The 20,149-nt window shown below is 41.4% G+C and carries 18 protein-coding genes and 1 pseudogene; 3 read left to right on the top strand and 16 right to left on the bottom strand.

The features are described 5' to 3' along the window. The 6 genes from L650_RS0101725 to L650_RS0101695 form a co-directional block, all read right to left on the bottom strand. A partial coding sequence (locus L650_RS0101725) for a radical SAM protein (protein WP_029771955.1) occupies positions 1-674 on the bottom strand: 674 nt, incomplete at its 3' end. Positions 675-758: 84 nt separating this feature from the next. Next, the gene (locus tag L650_RS0101720) at positions 759-3,050 is read right to left on the bottom strand and encodes a xanthine dehydrogenase family protein molybdopterin-binding subunit (RefSeq protein WP_029771954.1); all 2,292 of its coding nucleotides are present in this window, start codon (positions 3,048-3,050) and stop codon (positions 759-761) included. Between the two features lie 12 nt (positions 3,051-3,062). Then, the gene (locus L650_RS0101715) at positions 3,063-3,551 is read right to left on the bottom strand and encodes a (2Fe-2S)-binding protein (RefSeq protein WP_029771953.1); all 489 of its coding nucleotides are present in this window, start codon (positions 3,549-3,551) and stop codon (positions 3,063-3,065) included. A 194-nt stretch (positions 3,552-3,745) separates the two neighbouring features. Next, positions 3,746-4,354: a nucleotidyltransferase family protein gene (locus L650_RS0101705; protein WP_029771951.1), complete on the bottom strand. Its 609-nt coding sequence runs from the start codon at positions 4,352-4,354 to the stop codon at positions 3,746-3,748. 1 nt (position 4,355) lies between these two features. Further along, complete coding sequence (locus L650_RS0101700) at positions 4,356-5,375, bottom strand: XdhC family protein (protein ID WP_029771950.1); 1,020 nt, start codon at positions 5,373-5,375, stop codon at positions 4,356-4,358. Between the two features lie 417 nt (positions 5,376-5,792). Then, the gene (locus tag L650_RS0101695) at positions 5,793-6,653 is read right to left on the bottom strand and encodes a DUF6279 family lipoprotein (RefSeq protein ID WP_029771949.1); all 861 of its coding nucleotides are present in this window, start codon (positions 6,651-6,653) and stop codon (positions 5,793-5,795) included. A gap of 597 nt (positions 6,654-7,250) precedes the next feature. Here L650_RS0101695 and L650_RS0101690 point away from each other — a divergent pair. Then, positions 7,251-7,977, top strand: a pseudogene (locus L650_RS0101690) (tetratricopeptide repeat protein). Between the two features lie 71 nt (positions 7,978-8,048). On the opposite strand, the gene L650_RS0101685 reads toward L650_RS0101690, so the two are convergent. The 9 genes from L650_RS0101685 to dnaK all read right to left on the bottom strand — a co-directional run bounded on the left by L650_RS0101685 (position 8,049) and on the right by dnaK (position 17,356). Next, complete coding sequence (locus L650_RS0101685) at positions 8,049-9,467, bottom strand: coniferyl aldehyde dehydrogenase (protein WP_029771948.1); 1,419 nt, start codon at positions 9,465-9,467, stop codon at positions 8,049-8,051. 154 nt (positions 9,468-9,621) lie between these two features. Beyond that, positions 9,622-11,346, bottom strand: a complete 1,725-nt coding sequence (locus tag L650_RS0101680) for an ATP-binding protein (protein WP_029771946.1) — start codon at positions 11,344-11,346, stop codon at positions 9,622-9,624. Positions 11,347-11,517: 171 nt separating this feature from the next. Next, positions 11,518-11,784, bottom strand: a complete 267-nt coding sequence (locus L650_RS0101675; protein ID WP_004588716.1) for a CBU_0592 family membrane protein — start codon at positions 11,782-11,784, stop codon at positions 11,518-11,520. Positions 11,785-11,970: 186 nt separating this feature from the next. Then, positions 11,971-12,222, bottom strand: coding sequence for a hypothetical protein (locus L650_RS0101670; RefSeq protein ID WP_004588717.1), 252 nt, complete (start codon positions 12,220-12,222; stop codon positions 11,971-11,973). A 157-nt stretch (positions 12,223-12,379) separates the two neighbouring features. Next, positions 12,380-12,748: a response regulator gene (locus L650_RS0101665; protein ID WP_024031358.1), complete on the bottom strand. Its 369-nt coding sequence runs from the start codon at positions 12,746-12,748 to the stop codon at positions 12,380-12,382. Between the two features lie 52 nt (positions 12,749-12,800). Next, on the bottom strand, positions 12,801-13,205 hold the full coding sequence (locus L650_RS0101660) for a DUF1761 domain-containing protein (RefSeq protein ID WP_004588719.1): 405 nt from the start codon (positions 13,203-13,205) through the stop codon (positions 12,801-12,803). A gap of 120 nt (positions 13,206-13,325) precedes the next feature. After that, entirely contained in the window at positions 13,326-13,787 is a 462-nt protein-coding gene (gene ybaK, locus L650_RS0101655; RefSeq protein ID WP_029771945.1) for a Cys-tRNA(Pro) deacylase, read from the bottom strand. A 305-nt stretch (positions 13,788-14,092) separates the two neighbouring features. After that, positions 14,093-15,235 carry a molecular chaperone DnaJ gene (gene dnaJ / locus L650_RS0101650; protein WP_024031901.1) on the bottom strand — a complete coding sequence of 381 codons (1,143 nt, stop codon included), beginning with the start codon at positions 15,233-15,235 and terminating at the stop codon, positions 14,093-14,095. A 201-nt stretch (positions 15,236-15,436) separates the two neighbouring features. Then, positions 15,437-17,356: a molecular chaperone DnaK gene (dnaK, locus tag L650_RS0101645; RefSeq protein ID WP_024031902.1), complete on the bottom strand. Its 1,920-nt coding sequence runs from the start codon at positions 17,354-17,356 to the stop codon at positions 15,437-15,439. A 241-nt stretch (positions 17,357-17,597) separates the two neighbouring features. Between dnaK and L650_RS0101640 the strand changes: the two genes are divergently transcribed. Continuing rightward, entirely contained in the window at positions 17,598-18,419 is an 822-nt protein-coding gene (locus tag L650_RS0101640; RefSeq protein ID WP_029771943.1) for a thioesterase family protein, read from the top strand. Positions 18,420-18,443: 24 nt separating this feature from the next. On the opposite strand, the gene L650_RS0101635 is transcribed toward L650_RS0101640, so the two are convergent. Next, positions 18,444-19,169 carry a substrate-binding periplasmic protein gene (locus tag L650_RS0101635; protein WP_029771942.1) on the bottom strand — a complete coding sequence of 242 codons (726 nt, stop codon included), beginning with the start codon at positions 19,167-19,169 and terminating at the stop codon, positions 18,444-18,446. A 104-nt stretch (positions 19,170-19,273) separates the two neighbouring features. Here L650_RS0101635 and L650_RS0101630 point away from each other — a divergent pair. Continuing rightward, positions 19,274-20,149 (top strand): paraquat-inducible protein A (locus L650_RS0101630; RefSeq protein ID WP_085065395.1); only part of this gene is annotated, 876 nt, incomplete at its 3' end.

Raw genomic sequence — 20,149 nt, 5'->3', positions numbered from 1 at the left:
GTTACATCGCGTATAATGGGTTGCCAACCAGCGCGAAGCAACTGCTCTTTTATGGATTGCCCCGATATATGGTTAGCATCAAAAAATGCTTTATTGTCGTTTGTTTGCATTAACTCAATAAAACGCATCGTTACGGGTCTGTGCTTTAAATACGCTAAAAAAGGTTCAAGGGCACGACCATTGTACTGTTTCATGAGTACGCTGTTTATTTTTACTGAATCTAAGCCGCTCTCTAGGGCCGTGTCTATGCCTTGCATAACCGTGGCAAACTTATCGTTGCCGGTAATGGTATTAAACATACGTGGGTCTAAGCTGTCGATGCTAACATTTATTGCGTTGAGCCCTGCGTGTGCCCAATCTTTAACATGTTTATGCATTGAGTAACCATTTGTAGTGGCGGCTATTTTGGTAATACCTTGGGTGTCTTTTGCCGCACGAATTACATCTATAAAATCTTTTCTGAGGGTTGGCTCACCGCCAGTAATGCGTAACTTTGATATGCCATGATAAGCAAAGGCGTTTACTGTATTGCTAATTTCGTTAAGTGAAAGGAAGTCTCGGTCGTGATCGCATTGATAACCATCCGGTAAGCAATACACACACTTAAAATTACATACATCAGTAATAGATAAACGTAGATAACTAAATTTTCGCCCTGCTGGGTCGACTAGCATAAAAAAGCCTTTAACATTTTAATAATTCATCGCTAAGTTCAAAGCGCGTAAAGCCTGTGCCTTACGCGCTTTGTTAGCACTTAACTAGGCCGAAAGACCTGCTTTAAGCTCATTGGGTTTCATGGGTAAATTACGTAACCGCACACCAACTGCATTAAATACCGCATTTCCAATAGCTGGTGCAACACCTATTACTCCAGGCTCACCTAAGCCCATTGGAAACTCATCACTTTGTACAAACTCTATGTCCATATCGGGCACATCTTGCATTCTAAGTGGTAAGTAAGTGTTAAAGTTAGTGGCTGCTACTTGTCCGTTTTGGTAATTATTTGATTCATGTAACGCAAGGCTTGTGCCCCACAATAACGAACCTTCAAGCTGGGCTAGTGCACCATCGGGGTGAACAATTAAACCTGCATCTACCACGGCGTAAAGCTTTTTAAGCGTAATTTTGCCATCGCTTTTATTTACGTGCACATGGGCTGCTGTGGCAATCCACGCTGGCATATTACGCTCTTGGCCTGAACTTACTGAAAAACCAATGCCTTCATTTTCACCCAGCTTAACATTTGCGACCTTCGCTGACACTTTTTTAAGTACCGCATTTAAGCGCAGCGCTCCGCCCACGCTTTCAGGGGCTTTACCTGCTTGCTTACCTTTGCCATCGAGCATTGATAAACGAAACTCAACCGGATCAATCCCTTGTTTGTGCGCTATTTCGTCGATAAAAGATTCTAAGCTCCATGCTATCCAGCCAGGTCCTACCGAGCGAAGCCAACCTGGGGTAAATGTGCTTTGCGCTAATTCGTTATTAATTGCGCGGGCACGGTGGTTATCCATGCTGTACCAGTGATCGGCTCCAGAGGCTGAAAATGCATCAAACTTACCTTTGCCATCAACCCCTGGTGATAAAAAGCCAGGTGCCATTGCTTTTGTTGGCCAGCCTGCTGCAAAAGCATGTTCCATTGCACTAAGCTCGCCATTTTCATTAAACGAAGCAGTTAATTTAGCTATAGAGGCAGAGCGTGATTGATCAAATAAGCTATCGTCGGCGCGCGTAAATACCAGTTTTACGGGTTTGCCAATCGCTTTCGCTGTTAATGCTGCAGGCACAGTCCAATCACCAAATAAACGACGCCCAAATCCACCGCCTAAATAATAAGGGCGAATAATAACGTTATTTTGTTCAACCTCTAACGCCTTGGCCAATGCAGGTAGTGTTAAAGACTGCCACTGATTACCGGTATGGATAATCCACTTGTCTTGTTTAAACTCTGCCACTGCGTTAAGCGGCTCTAATTGATAATGGCTTGCTGTTGCTGTGGTGTACAGTGACTCAAGCGACTGCGTTGCCTCAGCCTGCATTTTAGCGGTATCACCTTCATTAACAAATAAGGTGCCAGCGTTGCTATCGTTACATAATTTTTCGCCCAGAGATTGAATATCGGCCTCTGTAACATTAGCTGTTTGCCCTTTTTTATAGGTTACTTTTAGCGCATCTACCGCTTTAATAGCACTGGGGTAATTGTCAGCTAAAACCACCACCCAGCCTTGTACGGTATTACTCGGGTCGTTTAAAATCTCAAACCCTTTATAGCCTTTTATTGCTTTTGCAGCGCTATCGTCCACCTGTGTCACTTCGCTACCATAGCGTGTTGGTGGGATCACAGGGCGCGCACACACCATGCCTTCAAGCTCTACATCTATACCGTATACGGCAGTACCATTTGTTTTTGCCGGAATATCAAGCGCTTTAAAGTCTTGTTTTAAACCCGTTAAGTGGCGTTTATTGGCAGGCTTTAACGGCAGTTTTGCAACTTCTTCACTGCTAAAGGTACGGTTAAACTCACCATTTTTAACAATATCGGCATAACTGAGCGATTTATCGCCTGCAATTATACGTCCTTTGCTCGCGTGGCACTGCTCAGGTTTAACCCCAAGCATATTAGCCCCTGCATCTATAAGGGCTATACGCCCCGCAGCGCCAGCTTGTGAAAGCGGCTTAAAGCTTTGAAACACCGACCACGAGCCACCTGTAACCATGTAGCCCCACTTTTCGTGCGTATCTACATACGTGATTGATACTTTATCCCAGTCGCACTCAAGCTCATCTGCCACAATACGCGCTAAGGCGGTGCCTACGTGTTGGCCCATTTCAGCTTTGGCAATACTAACGACTACTTCACCTTGCTGGTTCATAGTCCACCAAATTGTGGGTGAAAACGATTGTTGTGCAATCGACTCTTTGGCGCTAAGTTCACCTGAAAATATTGCCGGAGCAAATGCCATAACCAGGCCAGCAGTTGCTGTACTAATCATAAAAGAGCGACGGTTTAAGTCTACGGTTTCGGTATTTTTTTGAAATAGTTTTTTCATTGTCGGCTCCAGTTACACGTCTAGCTCTTTGGGGTTAAACATTTGTACTGCACTTTGCGATTCATCAGCTGCACGTTGTATAGCCGATTTAATACGCTTGTACGCCATACAGCGGCAGTAGTTGCCATTCATATGATTTACTATTTCTTGATCTGTTGGATTTGGATTGTCTGCTAATAACGTAGCAGCTTGCATAATTTGCCCCGATTGACAGTAACCACACTGAGGTACTTGCTCATCGACCCACGCTTTTTGCAGCGGGTGCGCGTTGTTTAGCCCTTCAATGGTCGTAATGTTTTTTCCTGCCACTGCGCCCACGGGTAATACACACGAGCGCGTTGCTTGCCCATCTAGATGCACTGTACATGCACCGCACATAGCAATACCACAACCAAACTTAGTTCCTTTTAACCCTATTTCATCGCGAATAACCCACAGCAAAGGTGTATCTGCACTTGCTTGCGATTTAACCTCTTTGCCATTAACTGTAAACGTCACCATAGCTTGCCCCTTGATTAAGCCTAAATAAAATTAAAGTAACGCATGACCCATACACGTTACTTTTTATACCACCGTACGTTGAAACTATTACGCTTTGCATTGCAGCGCACATTTAAAATGCGCGCTGGCATAACTGTTAAAAATTTAATCTCGTTTTAAACGTTTAACCTAAAGTTTAGGCTATATTTTTTAGTTTATTCGCTTACAGTTAGGTTGTTGTTATTATTAATAAACTGCTTTAATTGCTGTTGAGTGTCGATATCTGTGCTTGCCTGCTTAAGTAAAATGGTATTAACGTCAACCTGTGTATCGCGCAGCAAATGTTGAGCGCCTTTATCACAATTTAGCGCTGCGAGTGTTTTAAAATCACAGGCAGGAAATACAGCAGGTACGCCAAGGCGTTCGCCATAATCAGCGCACCAGCGCGAGGGGTTGTTGTTAAAATGAGTAATTAAAGTATTTATGTGTGTAGCACTAAGCTCAACCTGATCCGCCAGCATAAATAAAATCCCCTCTAATGAGTGCGCCTTACTTATAGTGTGTGTTGCCAGCGCAATGGATTTTCCTAAGCCTATTTGCCAGTATGGGTTATGCAGTATTTCAACATTTTTATAGCCACGTAACGCATCTTCAATTTGCGCATGCCAAGCACCGCTAATAACGTATATGGGTAATGTGTCATTACCTTGTAAGGTATCTACGGCGCGGCAAATCATTGGTTTATTACCTACATCGGCTATAAGCTTACAGCCGTTAAAGCGCGACGATTGCCCAGCGGCTAAAATAACCTTTGCTACGCGCACCTTAGTTGCCCCAATTACTTAACGATGTAGCATCTTTATTAGCAAATACCGCATGAATTTCGCTAATGAGCGACAAAGCTATGCTCTCTGGCGAGTCGCCTCCCAAATTAAGCCCAACAGGACCAAATACAGGCGCTACTACCTTATTTACCGTTGTATTTGCATGTTCAAACACTTGCGCTCGGCGATGTGTAGGCCCCAGTAATCCCATGTACTTTAGTTGGCTTTGCTCAAGTGCGGCTAACGCCTGTGAGTCAAGCTCTACACTGTGGGCCATTAAAACAGCGGCATCCACTTTGTGCTGTTCGCAAAATTGTTTAAGCTGCGTAGCTGGGCAACGCAAAATATTATCGGCCTGCTTAAAGTAGTCTCTTTTAGCATTTGCAGCTCGGCTATCCCATACACTTACCATCCACCCGAGTTGTTTAGCAAACGCGTATACCGGTATCGCATCAGCGCCACCGCCAACAATTAATAAATGTGCGCTGGGGTAAATAGCCACTTCTAAACGTTGGACTTTATCTTGCTCTAAAAGCGTTGCTTTGCGGTTTAAAGATAAGTTGTGCTGCTGCGCCACGGTTTTAAAAACGCCAGACCCCTTTGCCACTAAAGGTTTAATTTGCTGTGTATAGTGCCCCGATTGCTTATTTTTAAGCGCATTAAACATGCTATCTAGTTGTAAGTATTCGTTTTTACTATTAACGCTTTGCAAAATAATATGCACCACACCACCACAGCCAATTCCTAGCTGAAATGTTAAGTCGTCTTCATCGGTTGCATCGTAGGTAATAGTTTTAGAATGTAATGAGGTCATAACCTGTTTAGCGTGGCGCTGAATATCAGCCTCTAAACAGCCACCCGAAAGCATGCCTAAGCGCTGGCCAAGGCTCGAAATAAGCATCATCGCGCCCAATTTTCGATAGCTAGACCCTTCAATTTGGTACAAGGTTGCGAGCACCCATTGTTGTTCATCACGAAGCGGATACCACGTATTGAGCATTCCTTTTAAATCAGTAACCATAAACTGCAGCCATTACAAACCTTAATATGCGCGCGTTTTAATTATCACCATGGTGTCGCTTTGCTTCATTTGTTAGATATAACGAGGATAATCAAGCAACAAATAAGTGAGAAGCGTACGTGATATATTTTAAAATCGATCAGATAGGACGTTATTAAATATGAAATATTATCTTAGCATTTATCGAGGGCGAGGTGACCTGTGTGGATTGAAATTTTTCACTCTAGGTGCAATTAAATCGCCTTCAAAGGCTTTGCCCTGACTAAAAACCAAACGCCCTGTTGTAAATTCATCCACCGCAGTACGCCTCGCGCTAACTTCCTTAATAAGCGTAAAATTTATAAAAAGTTACACATGCTTAATTAGCAAACAATACGTTAGCTTTTTGGCTAATGTGAGCCTTAGCTTAAATAAGCATTAATCTTCAATTAAATCGGTGAGCGTATTAATCAGCTCATCAAACTCATCATTTACACTCTCGCGTTGCTGCTCACTCAAGGTGGTATTTAGCTCAATAAGTAGGTTTACATAGAGCGCTAGGTTTGCATCATTACTGGCTAATAGTTCTTCGCTCATATACGCTTCTCGCTGTGTAATTACATAGCTTAATTGTTTTACAAATTCAGCCTCACTGAGCGCTTTATTTAAAAGTACTTGCTGCGCTGCATTTAAACGCGTTTGCTTGTACTGATGCCAAAGCAATGAAGAGTCATAATGAGCATTGTTAGCTTGGGTAATAAGCTGCGTTTGCACAGGGGTTAACTTTCCTAGCCATTGTTTGTAGTAATCGAGCTGCCTTTCTAGGCGCTCGCTTTTGCGCTCCTGCGCTGTTAATTCAGTAAACTCTTCGTATTCTTCGTTAATTTGCGTTTGGATATTAGCAATAAGCTCTTCGCGCTGCGCATAAGAAAGCGTAAGCCCTAACTGCGCGAGCGGTATATGCGCGTGTTCAAGAATGTTTTGAAAATGAGCTCTGGCCAATACCACTTGCGACTTTAGTTGCTGATAGTCTAACTGCTGATTAAATAACACTTTTAAATTTAGGATATCTTGCTTGTAGGCGGGTAATTGCGTGGTGCGGTGCCACTGCTGGGTTGTGTTAATAATACTTTTGAGTTGCTTGTTTTGCTGCTTATTTAGGTCAATGTAGTCATCTACCCAAAACGATGAAAGCCACGTTAAGTTATTATAAGTAAACGAAGCCGAACAACTACACAAAAATAGCAGACTGAGCGCAATGGCTACGCGCGAAACTTTTATATTTTTTATTTTAAACATGAAATCCTCAACTAACGCTTTCTCTCAAACTCTCACATAAATACGTAAAGATGTTAATTTATTTTAATTGATAATAATTATTATTTACTGTTGACACATCGCCAAATCTAAATAATAATTAATCGCATAAACAAAGTGTAACGACCTCAGTGCCCAAGGAAGAAATACAGCATGGATGCTGACATTTTGTTTTAAGCGCGTGACTGCTTAATGGCTATTATTTACTCGACCCAAGTAATAGCATAAAAGTTCATCTCTACTTGCTACATTGCTCATATTAGTGACGGTTAATATGACATTAAAAGCGCAGGCCTTGGCTTGCGCTTTTTTACTGCTTTAAATTTTCTGTAATATCTGTATCTTACGCTTATAAACAGCGCATTATTAGCAATATAATTGCTTATTTAAGCTATAATTACCACAACAGCTTGGCTAAGTGTTAAACGAGCATATAATCACCAAAGCGTTAGTATTTCACTTAACCCCAAGCACTTGCACCATTTTATACGTGGCTATTAAATAGTAAGTACAAAGTGTTGCAATAAAACAGGTTTTTATACATACACATTGCAACTATTACCTATTGGAGACATGGCTATGTCACAGTTTAATTTAAAAGCATTAATACTCACTGGCGTTTTGCTTTCAAGCCCATTTGCACATGCAACTCTTGAAGACGGTATAAGAGCTGCCAACGAAGGCGAGTTTGCGACGGCACTAAAAGAATTTGAATATTTAGCTGATAAAGGCTTTGCCCCTGGTATTTACGAACTAGGTAAACTTTACGAGGGCGGCTATGGTGTTACACGCGACTACTTTAAAGCGGCAGAGCTTTATAAAGAAGGCGTTAAAAAAAATCACGCTGACTCAATGTTTGCGCTAGCGGTTTTATACGATGAAGGCAAAGGCGTAAAGCTTGATAAGCAAATGGCGGTTACGTTATTTGAAAAAGCAGCGAAAAAAAACCTNCCCCGCCGCACAATTTAATTTAGGTGTTATGTATGCAAATGGCGAGGGCGTAACGCGCGATTATAAACAAGCCAGAACGTGGTACGAAAAAGCCGCTGCTAATAACTACTCACTGGCGCAATTTAATCTGGCGCTCATGTATTTTGAAGGCCTAGGCATGCCAAAAGACTTAGAGAAGTCGTATGTGTGGAATACCATTGCAGAATACAACGGCAACATGCAAGCAAGCCATAGCCGTAAGCTAGATGAGCGTAAAATGCTACCTAAAGAAATAGAAGAAGCAAAAGAAAAAGCCGACAAAATCTACGAAAAAATACTCGCAGGCACGTACGCCGGTGAAGGTCGCTTATTTTAATTTTCGCCTAGCAAAACCTAAGCGTTTCACAAGGGCAAATGCATCTCGCATTTGCCCTTTTTTATACCCATTTACTTAATATATAAAAATTTAAGCAACTTAATAATAAGGTTGCTCTGTTTGAGTAAAAGCGCGGTACGCGGGTTAAACGAGCTAGACACCAAGGTGTTTTTTGCATGACTAAAGGTTAAAAACCCTTCTTTACCATGATAATGCCCCATTCCTGAATGCCCAACCCCACCAAATGGCACATCGTCTGCTGTCACCTGCACTAAGGCATCGTTTACAGCAACTGTACCACTTAATGTTTGCTCCATGATGTAATCTTGAGCGTGCTTATCTTGGCCTAAAATATATAGCGCTAAAGGGTGATTATGCGCTTTTATGTAGCTAATTGCCTCATCGAGCTTTTCGTAGGTTTTAATAGGCAAAATGGGGCCAAATAACTCATCTTGCATTAGCGTCATATCATCGCTAGGTGCGGTAACAATATGCAAACCCATTCTATGCTTTTGTTGGTCTTGTTGGTTTTGATCTAGCGGCTTAATAACTTGCGCACCTAACTGCTGTGCTTGTGTTAAATACCCTTCTAAGCGAGTGTAATGCGCATCGCTAATAATTGACGTTAAGTTTTTGCCTTCAACCCCGTCTTTAAAGTGCTTTTTATAAAGCTCGCACAATTGCTGCACCAGCTGATGCTCAAGGGCCTTAGGTACAAATACATAATCTGGGGCTACACAAATTTGCCCCGCATTAGCCATTTTACCAAACAATAATGTTTGCGCTGCTTTTTTAATATTAGCTTGTTCAGTAATGATCACCGGCGACTTACCACCAAGCTCTAAGGTAACAGGAGTTAAATTTTCGCTGGCTGCTTTCATAACCAGCTTGCCCACTGACGTTGAGCCAGTAAACAGCAGATGTGCAAATGGCAGTGCAGAAAACTCACTCGCTACATCGCTTGCCCCTAACACCACTTTACAGTGCGCTTGTAGCTCGTCTGCAAATATTTTTTCGATGACTGCATTAGTATGCGGGGTAAATTCGCTGAGCTTAAGCATAACTCTATTACCCGCAGCAATGGCGGTAATAACAGGCACTAATGCCAATTGTATGGGGTAATTCCATGGTGCAATCACACCAACTACACCAAGTGGCTGGTAAGTCACACTCACTTTTGATGGCCACAAACTTAAGCTAGTAGAGCGCTTACTGGGTTTTGCCCATTTTGGCAATTTTTTAATAATGTGCGCTAAGCCCTGAACCGTAGGCAGAATATCGCCAAGTAACGTATCGAACGCGGTTCTGTAGCCAAAGTCTTTTGATGCTGCATCGATAAACGCTTGTTCATTGCTAACAATGCGTTTGTGCAGCGTTTTTAATAATACGATACGCTTATCTATCGGGAGGTACGACTGGGCTAAAAAGCTATTTTGCAGCTCATTAAACGTATCGCTGAGTGACGGTGTGTGTGTGCTATCAGTATCCAAAGGTGCTACTCGTGTATCATTTTGCTACGACTATAACGCCGTTCTGATTTTCGAGCAATAACACTAACTATCTAAAAATTACCGTTTTTGTAGGAACAAATAGCCACAATTAACCACTACTCGCTCAATAATTTAGCCCTTAAATTACTTTTATTTAGCTCCTTAGCGGCTCACAAGGAAGCGTAATAATAAATTTAGCGCCGCCTTGCTCGCGGTTCTGTGCGCTTAGCGTGCCATTAAGCGCGCTAATAATTTGCTTAGAAATACACAAGCCAAGCCCTAGCCCATCAACCGATTTAGTACTGTAAAAAGGCTCAAAAATAGTCTCTATATCGTGCACTTCTATGCCTGGACCGGTATCTTCAATACACAGTTGCACACTATTATTTAGATAAATGGTCCTAATACTCAACTCGCGAGTAATACACCCTTGCATTGCTTGGCTGGCATTCGATATTAAGTTAACTAACACTTCTTCAAGGGCCGCTTTATCTGCTAACACGTTTAATTGGCTGTCAATTTTAGGCGGTAAAACACTTATATTGTCCTGCTTTAGCTGGTTTTTATTAATCTCAAGTGCCTTGGCTACTGATTCACTTAATGGCACTTCGCTAATAATCGTTTTTGCAGAATCAGAAAAATAATTTAGCTGTGCAACTATTTTATGCACTCTTGCTACTAAGGCTTCAACAAACTGTAAATTTTCGTTTAGGGCTTCAAACTTTCCTTTAGCTAGCAAGCGTTTAGCACTGGCTAAGTAAGTATTAATGGTATTAAGCGGGTGGTTAATTTCGTGGTTAAAGCCCATGCTAAGCTGGCCAATTGTTGCAAGCTTAGTTGATTGTACAAGCGCATCTTGCTGTGCTTTAAAAGCATTAGTGCGTGCACTAATTTCCTGACTGACACTGTGATGGGAATAAACCAGCTTTTTAACGCCAACAAAGCGCCTTAAAACTACATACCCTAGGGCAATAATAAGCGCATAAATTACCACAAAGCCAAATAACGCCGGTAATTGGGCAATATTAGCATTAGATACATTTACTAATACGGTAACCGATGCGTTCAAAAAGCGTAATTTTTGCTCTACCGATAAATAGTTATGCTCATCAATTGTGCTAAACAGTAACCTTTGTGATGTGTAATTTGAATGAGCAATCAGCTTAGGTTGATAATCTAAATACGCACGACGCTGAGCGATGTCTCGACGATGAGTAATATCGAGTGTAGAAAACGTATTCAGGCGCCAATTTTCCATATCTGAAATAGCAACCACGCTATCTTCTAGCTGCACATAAAAGTGGCTGCCTTTGGCGGTATTTAAAAGCTCACGGTCACTTTCAAATTTGTTCACATTGACTTTTAAAACAACAACCCCTACCGCTTGATTATTGTTATAAATGGCTTGTGAAAAATAGATGCCTCGCTCTTTTGTACGCATGCCTACGGCAAAATACGCTACTTTTTCACCTGCAAATGCGCGCTTAAAATACGGTCTAAACGACAGATCGCTACCTAAAAAGTTATGATCGGCCTGCCAGTTACTGCTTGCAATCACAGCGCCTTGTTCATCAAGAATATAAATATCTGAGGCACCACTGGCTTGTTGTATATCAGCTAAGTAGTTATTAATCTTTTTTTCGTTATTTTGCGCCGCACCTAAAAAATCAATAACCTCATTGTTATAGGTAAGAAGCTGAGGAATTTTTGAAAAACGCGCAAGCTCAGCATCAATATAATGCTTTAACTGAGTTGCTTGCTGGGCTGCTTTTTGCTCGGCCTGATTATAATAATGAGTTCGGCCATAGCAAAACACGACCGACAATAGCACTATCAGTACAACAAAAGATAAAAGAAGTTTTTTAGAAAAGGAGAACATGCCCTAGCTCACAACAAAATAGCTATAAAATTTAAGGGCGCTAGTTTAACGGGTTATGGGCGCTAACAACAGAAACTTTGTGTTAACAAATACAATAAATCTTAATTTATTTATAAACTGCTGCAAGTCTGTACTGACTCGCAACAGTAAACATCATTAGCGGTACTAAAATTACGAGTTAGTGGCTAATTGAGGCTTATTTTTAGCGTACTTGTATAAGCCGATCAGTGAAGCTGCAATCCAGAAAATCTCAATTACAAAGCTTGCAAGGTTAAAGTTGTAACACAAACTTATTAACAGCAAAATTGCCCCTGTTAAATTCATTATGTTGTACAATAACCCCGTTGGGGATGCTTTATTAAGTTGTAATAAAAAGAATGCACCAACAACTAAGAAAGTACCCGCCATACCTACAATATCAAATAACAGTGCTATCACACGTTTATCCTTTGCTTAAAAAACCCAACTAACTGGCCCTATCCTTGGGGAGGGTGTTTTTCAATCATTGAAACAGCAAAACCGGGCGAGTATATCAGGCTTGTTTATTGGTACAAGGTCAATTGTCCGCCTTACTAAGCAGCAAATCTAAGTTTTTCTAGTTATTACATTTTTAAACGTATTGGGTTATTTAAAGGTAACCTTACCGCCAATTATTTTATAAGCTGGCGTACCGCGTATGATTGCTGGGCGCGCAAATGGGCGCTCGCATTGGGGGCAAATACACGGTGTAGTTGTGTAATCTTGGGTTATTCGCTCTATAAAACATTTAACTAAAGCGCCTTTGCCGCCTTTTCTATATTTAAACAGCGCCGCTTTGCAAGCAGAGCAAAAAATATCGACTGTTTTAGTCGGCCCTTTTTTATTTGGCTTAGCCATACACTCCTTAACATATCTACGTAGATACAAAGCAGGCATTTTAGCAGTTAATAAATAAAAACGTTACAGAAGCTAGGCAAACTGCCTAATAAGCGGTGAAGAAAAACGCAGGGGATTAAATAATAGGTACGGTATAAAACGCCATAAAAGCGTTTCGCTAATCTCTAAAAAACAAGCGGTTTAATTGCGCTGATAACACATTCATATTAAATGGTTTAATAATAAACCCCGACACTTTTGCTTTAATAACTTGTTTTACTGTATCAGCGTTATCTTCACACGTGACCATAATAACAGGTAAATCGACTAAGGCTTGGTCGTGGCGTATGTTATCGAGCAAGTTTACACCGTCTACTTTAGGCATATGTAGGTCGGTTATTACTAAATCAAATTTTTGCTGACGCAGTATTTTTAACGCCTGTTGGCCGTCAGTTGCCTCCACAACATTTTTGTAATCAAGCTGCCTTAACATATTAATTAATACGTGGCGCATAAGTGGCATATCATCAACGACTAATATTTTCATAATTATCTTTATTATATTTTAGCGCTTAAAGGTGGCGCCTTATTTAGCGTACTTAGGGCCATACACCTATAATAAAACCCATTAATGTAAATTGTAATGTGTAATACCCTGCATTAATTATAAATAACTTGATTGGCCGCTGCTCATAAATGTAACTGAGCCCCAGCGAGCTACCTACCCAAAACAAACCGATGGCAAAACCTGTAAAGGCGCCCTCTCCCATTCCTGCCTCTTTACCTAAAAATAATGAAAGCACCACCGCCGACAAAAGTGCAAGTACCATACTGCCGCCAAAAATTAACGCCGGTTTTGCTGTTTGTAAATCAAGCTCCGTAAGGCCTGTACACTCTAACCAGGCATTTTTAAAAAAAGCGTTTGAATACCAAATACCGCCAAGCATAAAAGAGGAAAGCGCCGCCACAAGCACGGCAAAAAAATTAACATCAGTAAAATTCATACATACTGCCATAATGCATAGTGTACAAGGGTATTTTGACTGTAGTTAAAAATACCCTAAGCAGCAAATTATCGCCTTTAAAATTTACGGTTTAGGGCGTGTTGGTTTTTGTGGAGGTTTTTAAAAATCGCCATAGGTGGCACGCGTTTGTGCCTTTAAATCGGTTGGCGAAAGCGCTACCTCAAGCCCTCGCTTACCTGCACTTACATACACTGTTTTAAAGGCCATAGCGCTTGAATGAATAAAAGTGGTTAGGCGCTTTTTTTGCCCAAGCGGGCTAACCCCTCCTAAAATATACCCTGTAGCGGCTTGCACCTTTGGCGCGCTTGCCATTACGACCTTTTTAGCGTGACTGAGTTTGGCCAATTGCTTTAAATTTACTTGCTGGGACACCGGTGTAATGGCAACAATTAACTGCCCTTCATTGGTTTCAAGCACGAGGGTTTTAAATACCTGCTCACTGTTAAGGTTTAACTTTTCAACGGCTTCTTGGCCATAACGCGTTGTATTAGCATCGTGTTGATAACTAAGTACATCGTGAGGCACATTTTGTTTTTTCAGTAATTCTATTGCCGGGGTCATACAATTTAGTCAGATTATTTTAAGCGCATTATTAATCTACAATAAGGGTTAATCATTTTGAAGAGTAACTTAATAGCAGATACGTAAAAAGCCTTTTATTGACGAGGGTATAGGGACAAAGGGTAAAGCGGTGTGGGGTCAATTGCACAAGGCAACAAAATTGCTCAATGGATGAATTAATCGATTGAGTATACGCACTTTATAATATTGCTAAGTCGTGCCCAGTAAAATGGTTAAATCACAGGAATTTGAGCCAAAAAAAACGGTGCATCAAGCACCGTTTTTTTAGTTTTTACGATAACTAATTATTTAGTTAAATCATCAAAAAACTTTTTAACGCCGTCAAAAAAGCCTTGCTCTTTAGGACGGTTTTTTGAGCTATCTTTGCCCATGCTCTCGTCTAACTCTTTAAGTAACTCGCGTTGACGCTCGTTTAAGTTTACAGGCGTTTCAATCACCACTTTACAAATTAAGTCACCTTGAGCACCACTACGAACCGATTTAACACCTTTGCCACGCATACGGAACATTTTGCCCGTTTGTGTTTCAGACGGTATTTTAAGTTTTGCACGGCCATCAAGCGTAGGCACTTCAATTTCGCCACCTAAACCTGCGGTAGTAAAGCTAATTGGCACTTCGCAGTACAAGTTATTCGCATCGCGTACAAAAATTGGGTGTTCGCGTACAGATACTTGCACGTATAAGTCGCCAGCTGGCGCTCCGTGCATACCCGCTTCGCCTTCACCGGTTAAACGAATACGATCGCCTGTATCTACGCCTGCTGGAATTTTAACTGACAACGTTTTCGTTTTCTCAACGCGCCCTTGTCCGTGACACTTATCACATGGGTCTGAAATAATCTGACCCTGCCCCTGACACGTTGGACACGTTTGTTGAACAGCAAAGAAACCTTGGCGCATTTGTACTTGGCCAGCACCGTGACACGTAGTACATGTTTTAGGCTTAGAGCCCGCTTTTGCACCACTGCCATCACATGGCTTACAGCTAACCCATGTAGGTACTTTTATTTCTACTTCTTTACCACGGACCGCTTCTTCTAAGCTTAGGTCCATGTTGTAACGTAAATCTGATCCACGTTGCTGACGCGATTGACGACGGCCACCACCGCCACCAAAAATGTCACCGAACACATCACCAAAAATATCACCAAAATCGCCTTGACCACCACCGCCAAAGCCACCGTGACCGCCGCCACCGCCTTGTTCAAAGGCAGCATGGCCGTATTGGTCATACATTTGACGTTTTTGATCGTCGGTTAAAATCTCGTAAGCTTCTTTTACTTCTTTAAATTTAGTTTCGAGATCTTTATCACCGGCGGTACGATCTGGGTGATATTTCATCGCTAAGCGTTTATACGCTTTTTTTATGTCTCTCTCGCTTGCATCTTTGCTTACGCCGAGAACTTCGTAATAATCGCGTTTTGACATATCTATCACACTACTCTTTTCTATTTGCAGCTAGGCTGCGGGATAAACCGATAAATCACATCGATTTATCATGAAAATTTTAAACCTTAAATACATACAAAAGGCGCGACAAGCTGTAGCCTGCGCGCCTCAAAAGTTCATCCTACCCTAAAAACTTGAGCAAATCATGTTGTTTAGGCTAGTTAGAAGCTTAGCTGACAATTACTTGTCGTCTTTTACTTCTTCAAACTCAGCATCAACTACATCGTCGTCTTGCTTAGCAGACTGTTGTGGTTGCTCGCCTGCATCTGCGCCACCTTGTTGCGCTTTAGCTTGAGCGATTTCCATTAGCTTTTGAGACTTTTCAGCAAGTGCTTGCGTTTTAGCTTCAATTTCTGCTTTGTCGTCGCTCTTAATAGCTGCTTCAAGGTCAACAACAGCTGCTTCAATTGCATCTTTGTCTTCGCTTGGTAGTGCATCGCCAGCTTCTTCAATTTGCTTGCGAGTACCGTGTACCATTGCATCAGCTTGGTTACGAGTTGCTACTAGCTCTTCAAACTTTTTATCTTCTTCAGCGTTAGCTTCTGCATCACGAACCATTTTTTCTACTTCTTCATCGCTTAAGCCTGAAGACGCTTGAATCGTGATTTTTTGCTCTTTACCTGTATCTTTATCTTTCGCTGATACATGTAAGATACCATCCGCATCTACATCGAAAGTTACTTCGATTTGTGGAGTACCACGTTGTGCAGGACGAATACCCTCTAGGTTAAATTGACCTAGAGATTTGTTGTCGCTAGCACGCTTACGCTCACCTTGTAGTACGTGAATCGTAACGGCAGATTGGTTATCTTCTGCTGTAGAGAAAGTTTGCGATTTCTTAGTAGGAATCGTTGTATTTTTCTCAATTAGCGCGGTCATTACTGAGCCCATTGTCTCAATACCTAGCGATAATGGAGACACGTCTAGTAATAGTACGTCTTTAACGTCACCTGCTAATACACCACCTTGAATTGCCGCGCCTACTGCTACAGCTTCATCAGGGTTAACATCTTTACGTGGCTCTTTACCAAAGAACTCAGCAACTGTTTTTTGTACTAGTGGCATACGTGTTTGACCACCTACTAAAATGATATCGTTAATATCATTTACAGATAAATCAGCATCCGCTAGAGCACGTTTAAGTGGCTCAATTGACTTAGTTACTAAGTCTTCAACTAATGACTCAAGTTTAGCACGCGTTAGTTTAACGTTCATGTGCTTAGGACCTGATGCATCGGCAGTTACGTACGGAAGGTTAACTTCTGTAGATTGTGCAGATGATAGTTCGATTTTCGCTTTTTCAGCCGCTTCTTTAACACGTTGCATAGCAAGCGGATCGTTTTGTAAATCGATACCTTGGTCTTTCTTGAACTCAGCTACTAAGTAGTTGATTACGCGGTTATCGAAATCTTCACCACCTAAGTGAGTGTCACCGTTTGTAGCAAGTACTTCAAATGTGTGCTCGCCTTCAACTTCATCAATTTCAATGATTGATAAATCGAAAGTACCACCACCTAAATCGTATACTGCAACAACGTTTTCACCTTTGTTTTTGTCCATGCCGTAAGCAAGGGCAGCAGCTGTTGGCTCATTGATGATACGTTTAACTTCAAGACCCGCAATACGACCAGCATCTTTTGTTGCTTGACGTTGTGAATCGTTAAAGTATGCAGGTACTGTGATTACAGCTTCAGTTACTTCTTCACCTAAGAAGTCTTCTGCCGTTTTCTTCATTTTTTTAAGTACTTCTGCAGAAATTTGTGGTGCAGCGCGTTTTTCACCGCCCGCTTCAACCCATGCATCGCCGTTATCAGCTTTGATTATTTTGAACGGCATAATACCGATATCGCGTTGTACTTCTTCGTCTTCAAAACGACGACCAATTAAACGCTTAATTGCAAATAACGTGTTAGTTGGGTTAGTAACCGCTTGACGCTTAGCAGGTTGACCTACTAGAGTCTCACCGTCTTGCGTGTAAGCAATAATAGACGGGGTTGTGCGATCGCCTTCCGCATTTTCAATAACACGTGCTTTATCACCATCAAGTACTGCAACACAAGAGTTTGTAGTACCTAAATCGATTCCAATAATTTTACCCATGAATCTTCTCCAACTTCAAATTCGTTAATACGTTCGATGACTAGTAAATAGGGATGCCACAAAGTTAATTCAACTGTAAAAATGAAAAAAAATTCATTTTTTGTAATTTATTTAACAAAAAACCTTAATAAAAGTAGGGTTTGATGTTTTTTACGCCAAATACACCTATCTAACACAACTAGTCTGACCAGTTGTTATGTGCTATATATGTCTGATAATGATAATTTCAAGGATATTAACGATGCATTTTGATGACTTATTAAAACAAGCCTCTGCTATTTCAAGCTCTTCTTCGGGTTCGCTTGCCAATAACAGCAATACAATGGAGTTTCCTGCTAATTGGTGCCAAGGTAGAACCGCTTTTGGTGGCCTTTCTGCTGCACTACTTTATCAAGCAATCAGAAAACACATTGACCCAAGTAGACGATTACTGTCTTTGAGCACTAATTTTGTTGGGCCGCTGCTTGCCGACACGCCTTTTTCATTGTCAGTTGAAATTTTACGCCAAGGTAAAAGCAGTACTCAGGTATTAGCTAAAGTGATTCAGAGTGAACAAGTGTGCGTTATTGTCCAAGCGTGCTTTGCTATTGATAGGCAATCGGGTGTTAATGTACCGGTTAGTAAAGAAATGGGATTAAAGCCTGTGGATGCACGTCATACATTGCCGTTTATTGAAGGGCAAATGCCTGAGTTTTTTCAGCATGTTGATTTATGTCCGCAGCAAGGCGCTATGCCTTTTAGCGCTGCACAGACCTCGCATTTAGGCGGCTGGATGCGCTTTAAACATACCCCAGAGGCAATTACCGAAGCACATATAATAGCCCTTACCGATGCATGGCCTCCTACATTATTACAAATGTTTAAACAGCCGGCTCCTGCAAGTAGCATGTCGTGGTATTTAGAATTTGTGCAAGAACCAATGCTTACACCGGGTGAATGGTTAGGCTTTGAAGCAATTACACATCATGCTAAAGGGGGTTATGGCTTAGAAGATGGCTGTATTTGGTCGCAATCGGGGGAGCTAATTGCTTTGACACGTCAAACCGTTGCTTTGTTTGATTAAGTACCGCTTAGCTTACTAATGAGCTTAGTGGTAACCACTCATTATTTGTTGATATTTTCCCTTTGCTTTTATAGTTAGCAGGCCTTTATCAAATGTTTTTTGCAGCACTGCGTTGTTAAAATAAGCAGGGCGTGGGGCTTTTGGAAAAATTGGGTGAATATTAACGGGTAATGAGTGCGCATAGTCATTGTTATAGTAATGAAAAATGCGCTCATCGAGGATAATTACATCCACCCAGTCTTTCATTAGCCTATCGACTTGCGCACGCTGGTTGACTACTTCTTCATAACTTGCAAACTGAGCAACCCCTTTTGCAAATGGGGGTGGTAAATAAGCTGTTGCATGTTGAAATCCTAATACACTTTTATTGTTTAGCTCTTTTATAGTCTCAATAGTAAAGTTGCGCTTTTTAAGTGATACCGCCACATTTTTATAACTCAATACTGGCTGACTAGGGTAAATAGCTGCGCCGCGCTTTCCTGCGTAATTAAGCAGTATATCCACATTACCGCTATGTAGTTGCTGCTCGGCGCGCTTGTTAGACATGTAAATAACCACAATATTATCTAAGCCTTGCTCAATAAGTGCCGCTTTAATTATATTAAGTTGTATACCCGTATCTGTTTTTTCTATTACATAGGGAGGAATAGTCGCACTGGCAGCAATCACAATTGGCTGTTTTTGCCAAGCGCCAGATACTGGCGGGCTTATAAACAAACAGCTAATAAAGCAAAGTAATAACAGCCTCACATCTATCCTTAACGTATTGTTATTGCGCTTAATGATGAATCGCGTTGTATTAATAACTTAAATATAGCAAAATTGCGTAAACATTCTTCTTTGATGGTTATAACTTGCAAACAATTTGCCCGTGCTGCGACCTAATAATTGATATACCCGCAATAGCCGATAAGCAAATGGCCGTGTGCCCGCATTGTCACCATAAGTTGTGCGAAGGCGATGTAAACAACGACAGTAAAGTAGTTGCGCTAAGTATTGGCTCATTATTAATGCTATTAAGCAGCATGTTTTACCCGTTTATTTCATTTAGTAGCAGCGGCATAACGCAAACCATCACCCTGCCTGATGCTGCCCGAATTTTATTTAATTACGACAGTGAGTTACTTGGCTTATTTATTGATTTAAGCATTATTGCGCTGCCAATGAGCTTACTGATCATTCTTATTCCTATGCATCTTGGGCTTTTGCAATCCTTGCCTGAGGCCATCGCTAGGCGATTGCTCAAGTTTACCTTGGCCCTTGAGCCGTGGATCATGTCTGAAATATTTTTAATTGGCGTGTTAGTAAGCATGGTTAAAATTATGTCGCTTGCCGACATTAGTTTTGGCACCAGCTTTTGGGCATATATTGGCTTTGTTATTATGTATATTGCGGCGCTTGCCCATTTAAATAAGCCGCGCTTATGGGCACATATTAAACCAGCAACAACACTTGAAGACGCAGCACATGCCAAACGCGCTATTGATCAAAACATTAAAGCTTGCCATGTATGCCATCAACTGTGTAAAAGTAGTATTTGCCCGCGTTGTCACACTAAAACCCATGTAAGAAACCCCAACAGTGTTCAAAAAGCAACGGCATGGTTGGTGACTTCTGTACTGTGTTACATACCTGCAAACCTATTACCAATAATGCACACCACCAGCCTGGGTGATGTGTCACCGTCAACCTTAATTGGCGGCGTACTGACACTTTGGAAAAGTGGCTCC

Source organism: Pseudoalteromonas sp. TB51 (assembly GCF_000498055.1).
GTDB lineage: Bacteria > Pseudomonadota > Gammaproteobacteria > Enterobacterales > Alteromonadaceae > Pseudoalteromonas > Pseudoalteromonas atlantica.
Note: the sequence above shows the minus strand (reverse complement) of the source record. Positions and strands in the feature narration are given on the sequence as shown.

Bases quoted from the DNA above. Each gene is read 5' to 3' on its own strand.
- L650_RS0101720 (WP_029771954.1), bottom strand. From the start codon at position 3,050: ATGAAAAAACTATTTCAAAAAAATACCGAAACCGTAGACTTAAACCGT.
- L650_RS0101715 (WP_029771953.1), bottom strand. From the start codon at position 3,551: ATGGTGACGTTTACAGTTAATGGCAAAGAGGTTAAATCGCAAGCAAGT.
- L650_RS0101700 (WP_029771950.1), bottom strand. From the start codon at position 5,375: ATGGTTACTGATTTAAAAGGAATGCTCAATACGTGGTATCCGCTTCGT.
- L650_RS0101695 (WP_029771949.1), bottom strand. From the start codon at position 6,653: ATGTTTAAAATAAAAAATATAAAAGTTTCGCGCGTAGCCATTGCGCTC.
- L650_RS0101680 (WP_029771946.1), bottom strand. From the start codon at position 11,346: ATGTTCTCCTTTTCTAAAAAACTTCTTTTATCTTTTGTTGTACTGATA.
- L650_RS0101670 (WP_004588717.1), bottom strand. From the start codon at position 12,222: ATGGCTAAGCCAAATAAAAAAGGGCCGACTAAAACAGTCGATATTTTT.
- L650_RS0101665 (WP_024031358.1), bottom strand. From the start codon at position 12,748: ATGAAAATATTAGTCGTTGATGATATGCCACTTATGCGCCACGTATTA.
- L650_RS0101660 (WP_004588719.1), bottom strand. From the start codon at position 13,205: ATGAATTTTACTGATGTTAATTTTTTTGCCGTGCTTGTGGCGGCGCTT.
- ybaK (WP_029771945.1), bottom strand. From the start codon at position 13,787: ATGACCCCGGCAATAGAATTACTGAAAAAACAAAATGTGCCTCACGAT.
- dnaJ (WP_024031901.1), bottom strand. From the start codon at position 15,235: ATGTCAAAACGCGATTATTACGAAGTTCTCGGCGTAAGCAAAGATGCA.
- dnaK (WP_024031902.1), bottom strand. From the start codon at position 17,356: ATGGGTAAAATTATTGGAATCGATTTAGGTACTACAAACTCTTGTGTT.
- L650_RS0101640 (WP_029771943.1), top strand. From the start codon at position 17,598: ATGCATTTTGATGACTTATTAAAACAAGCCTCTGCTATTTCAAGCTCT.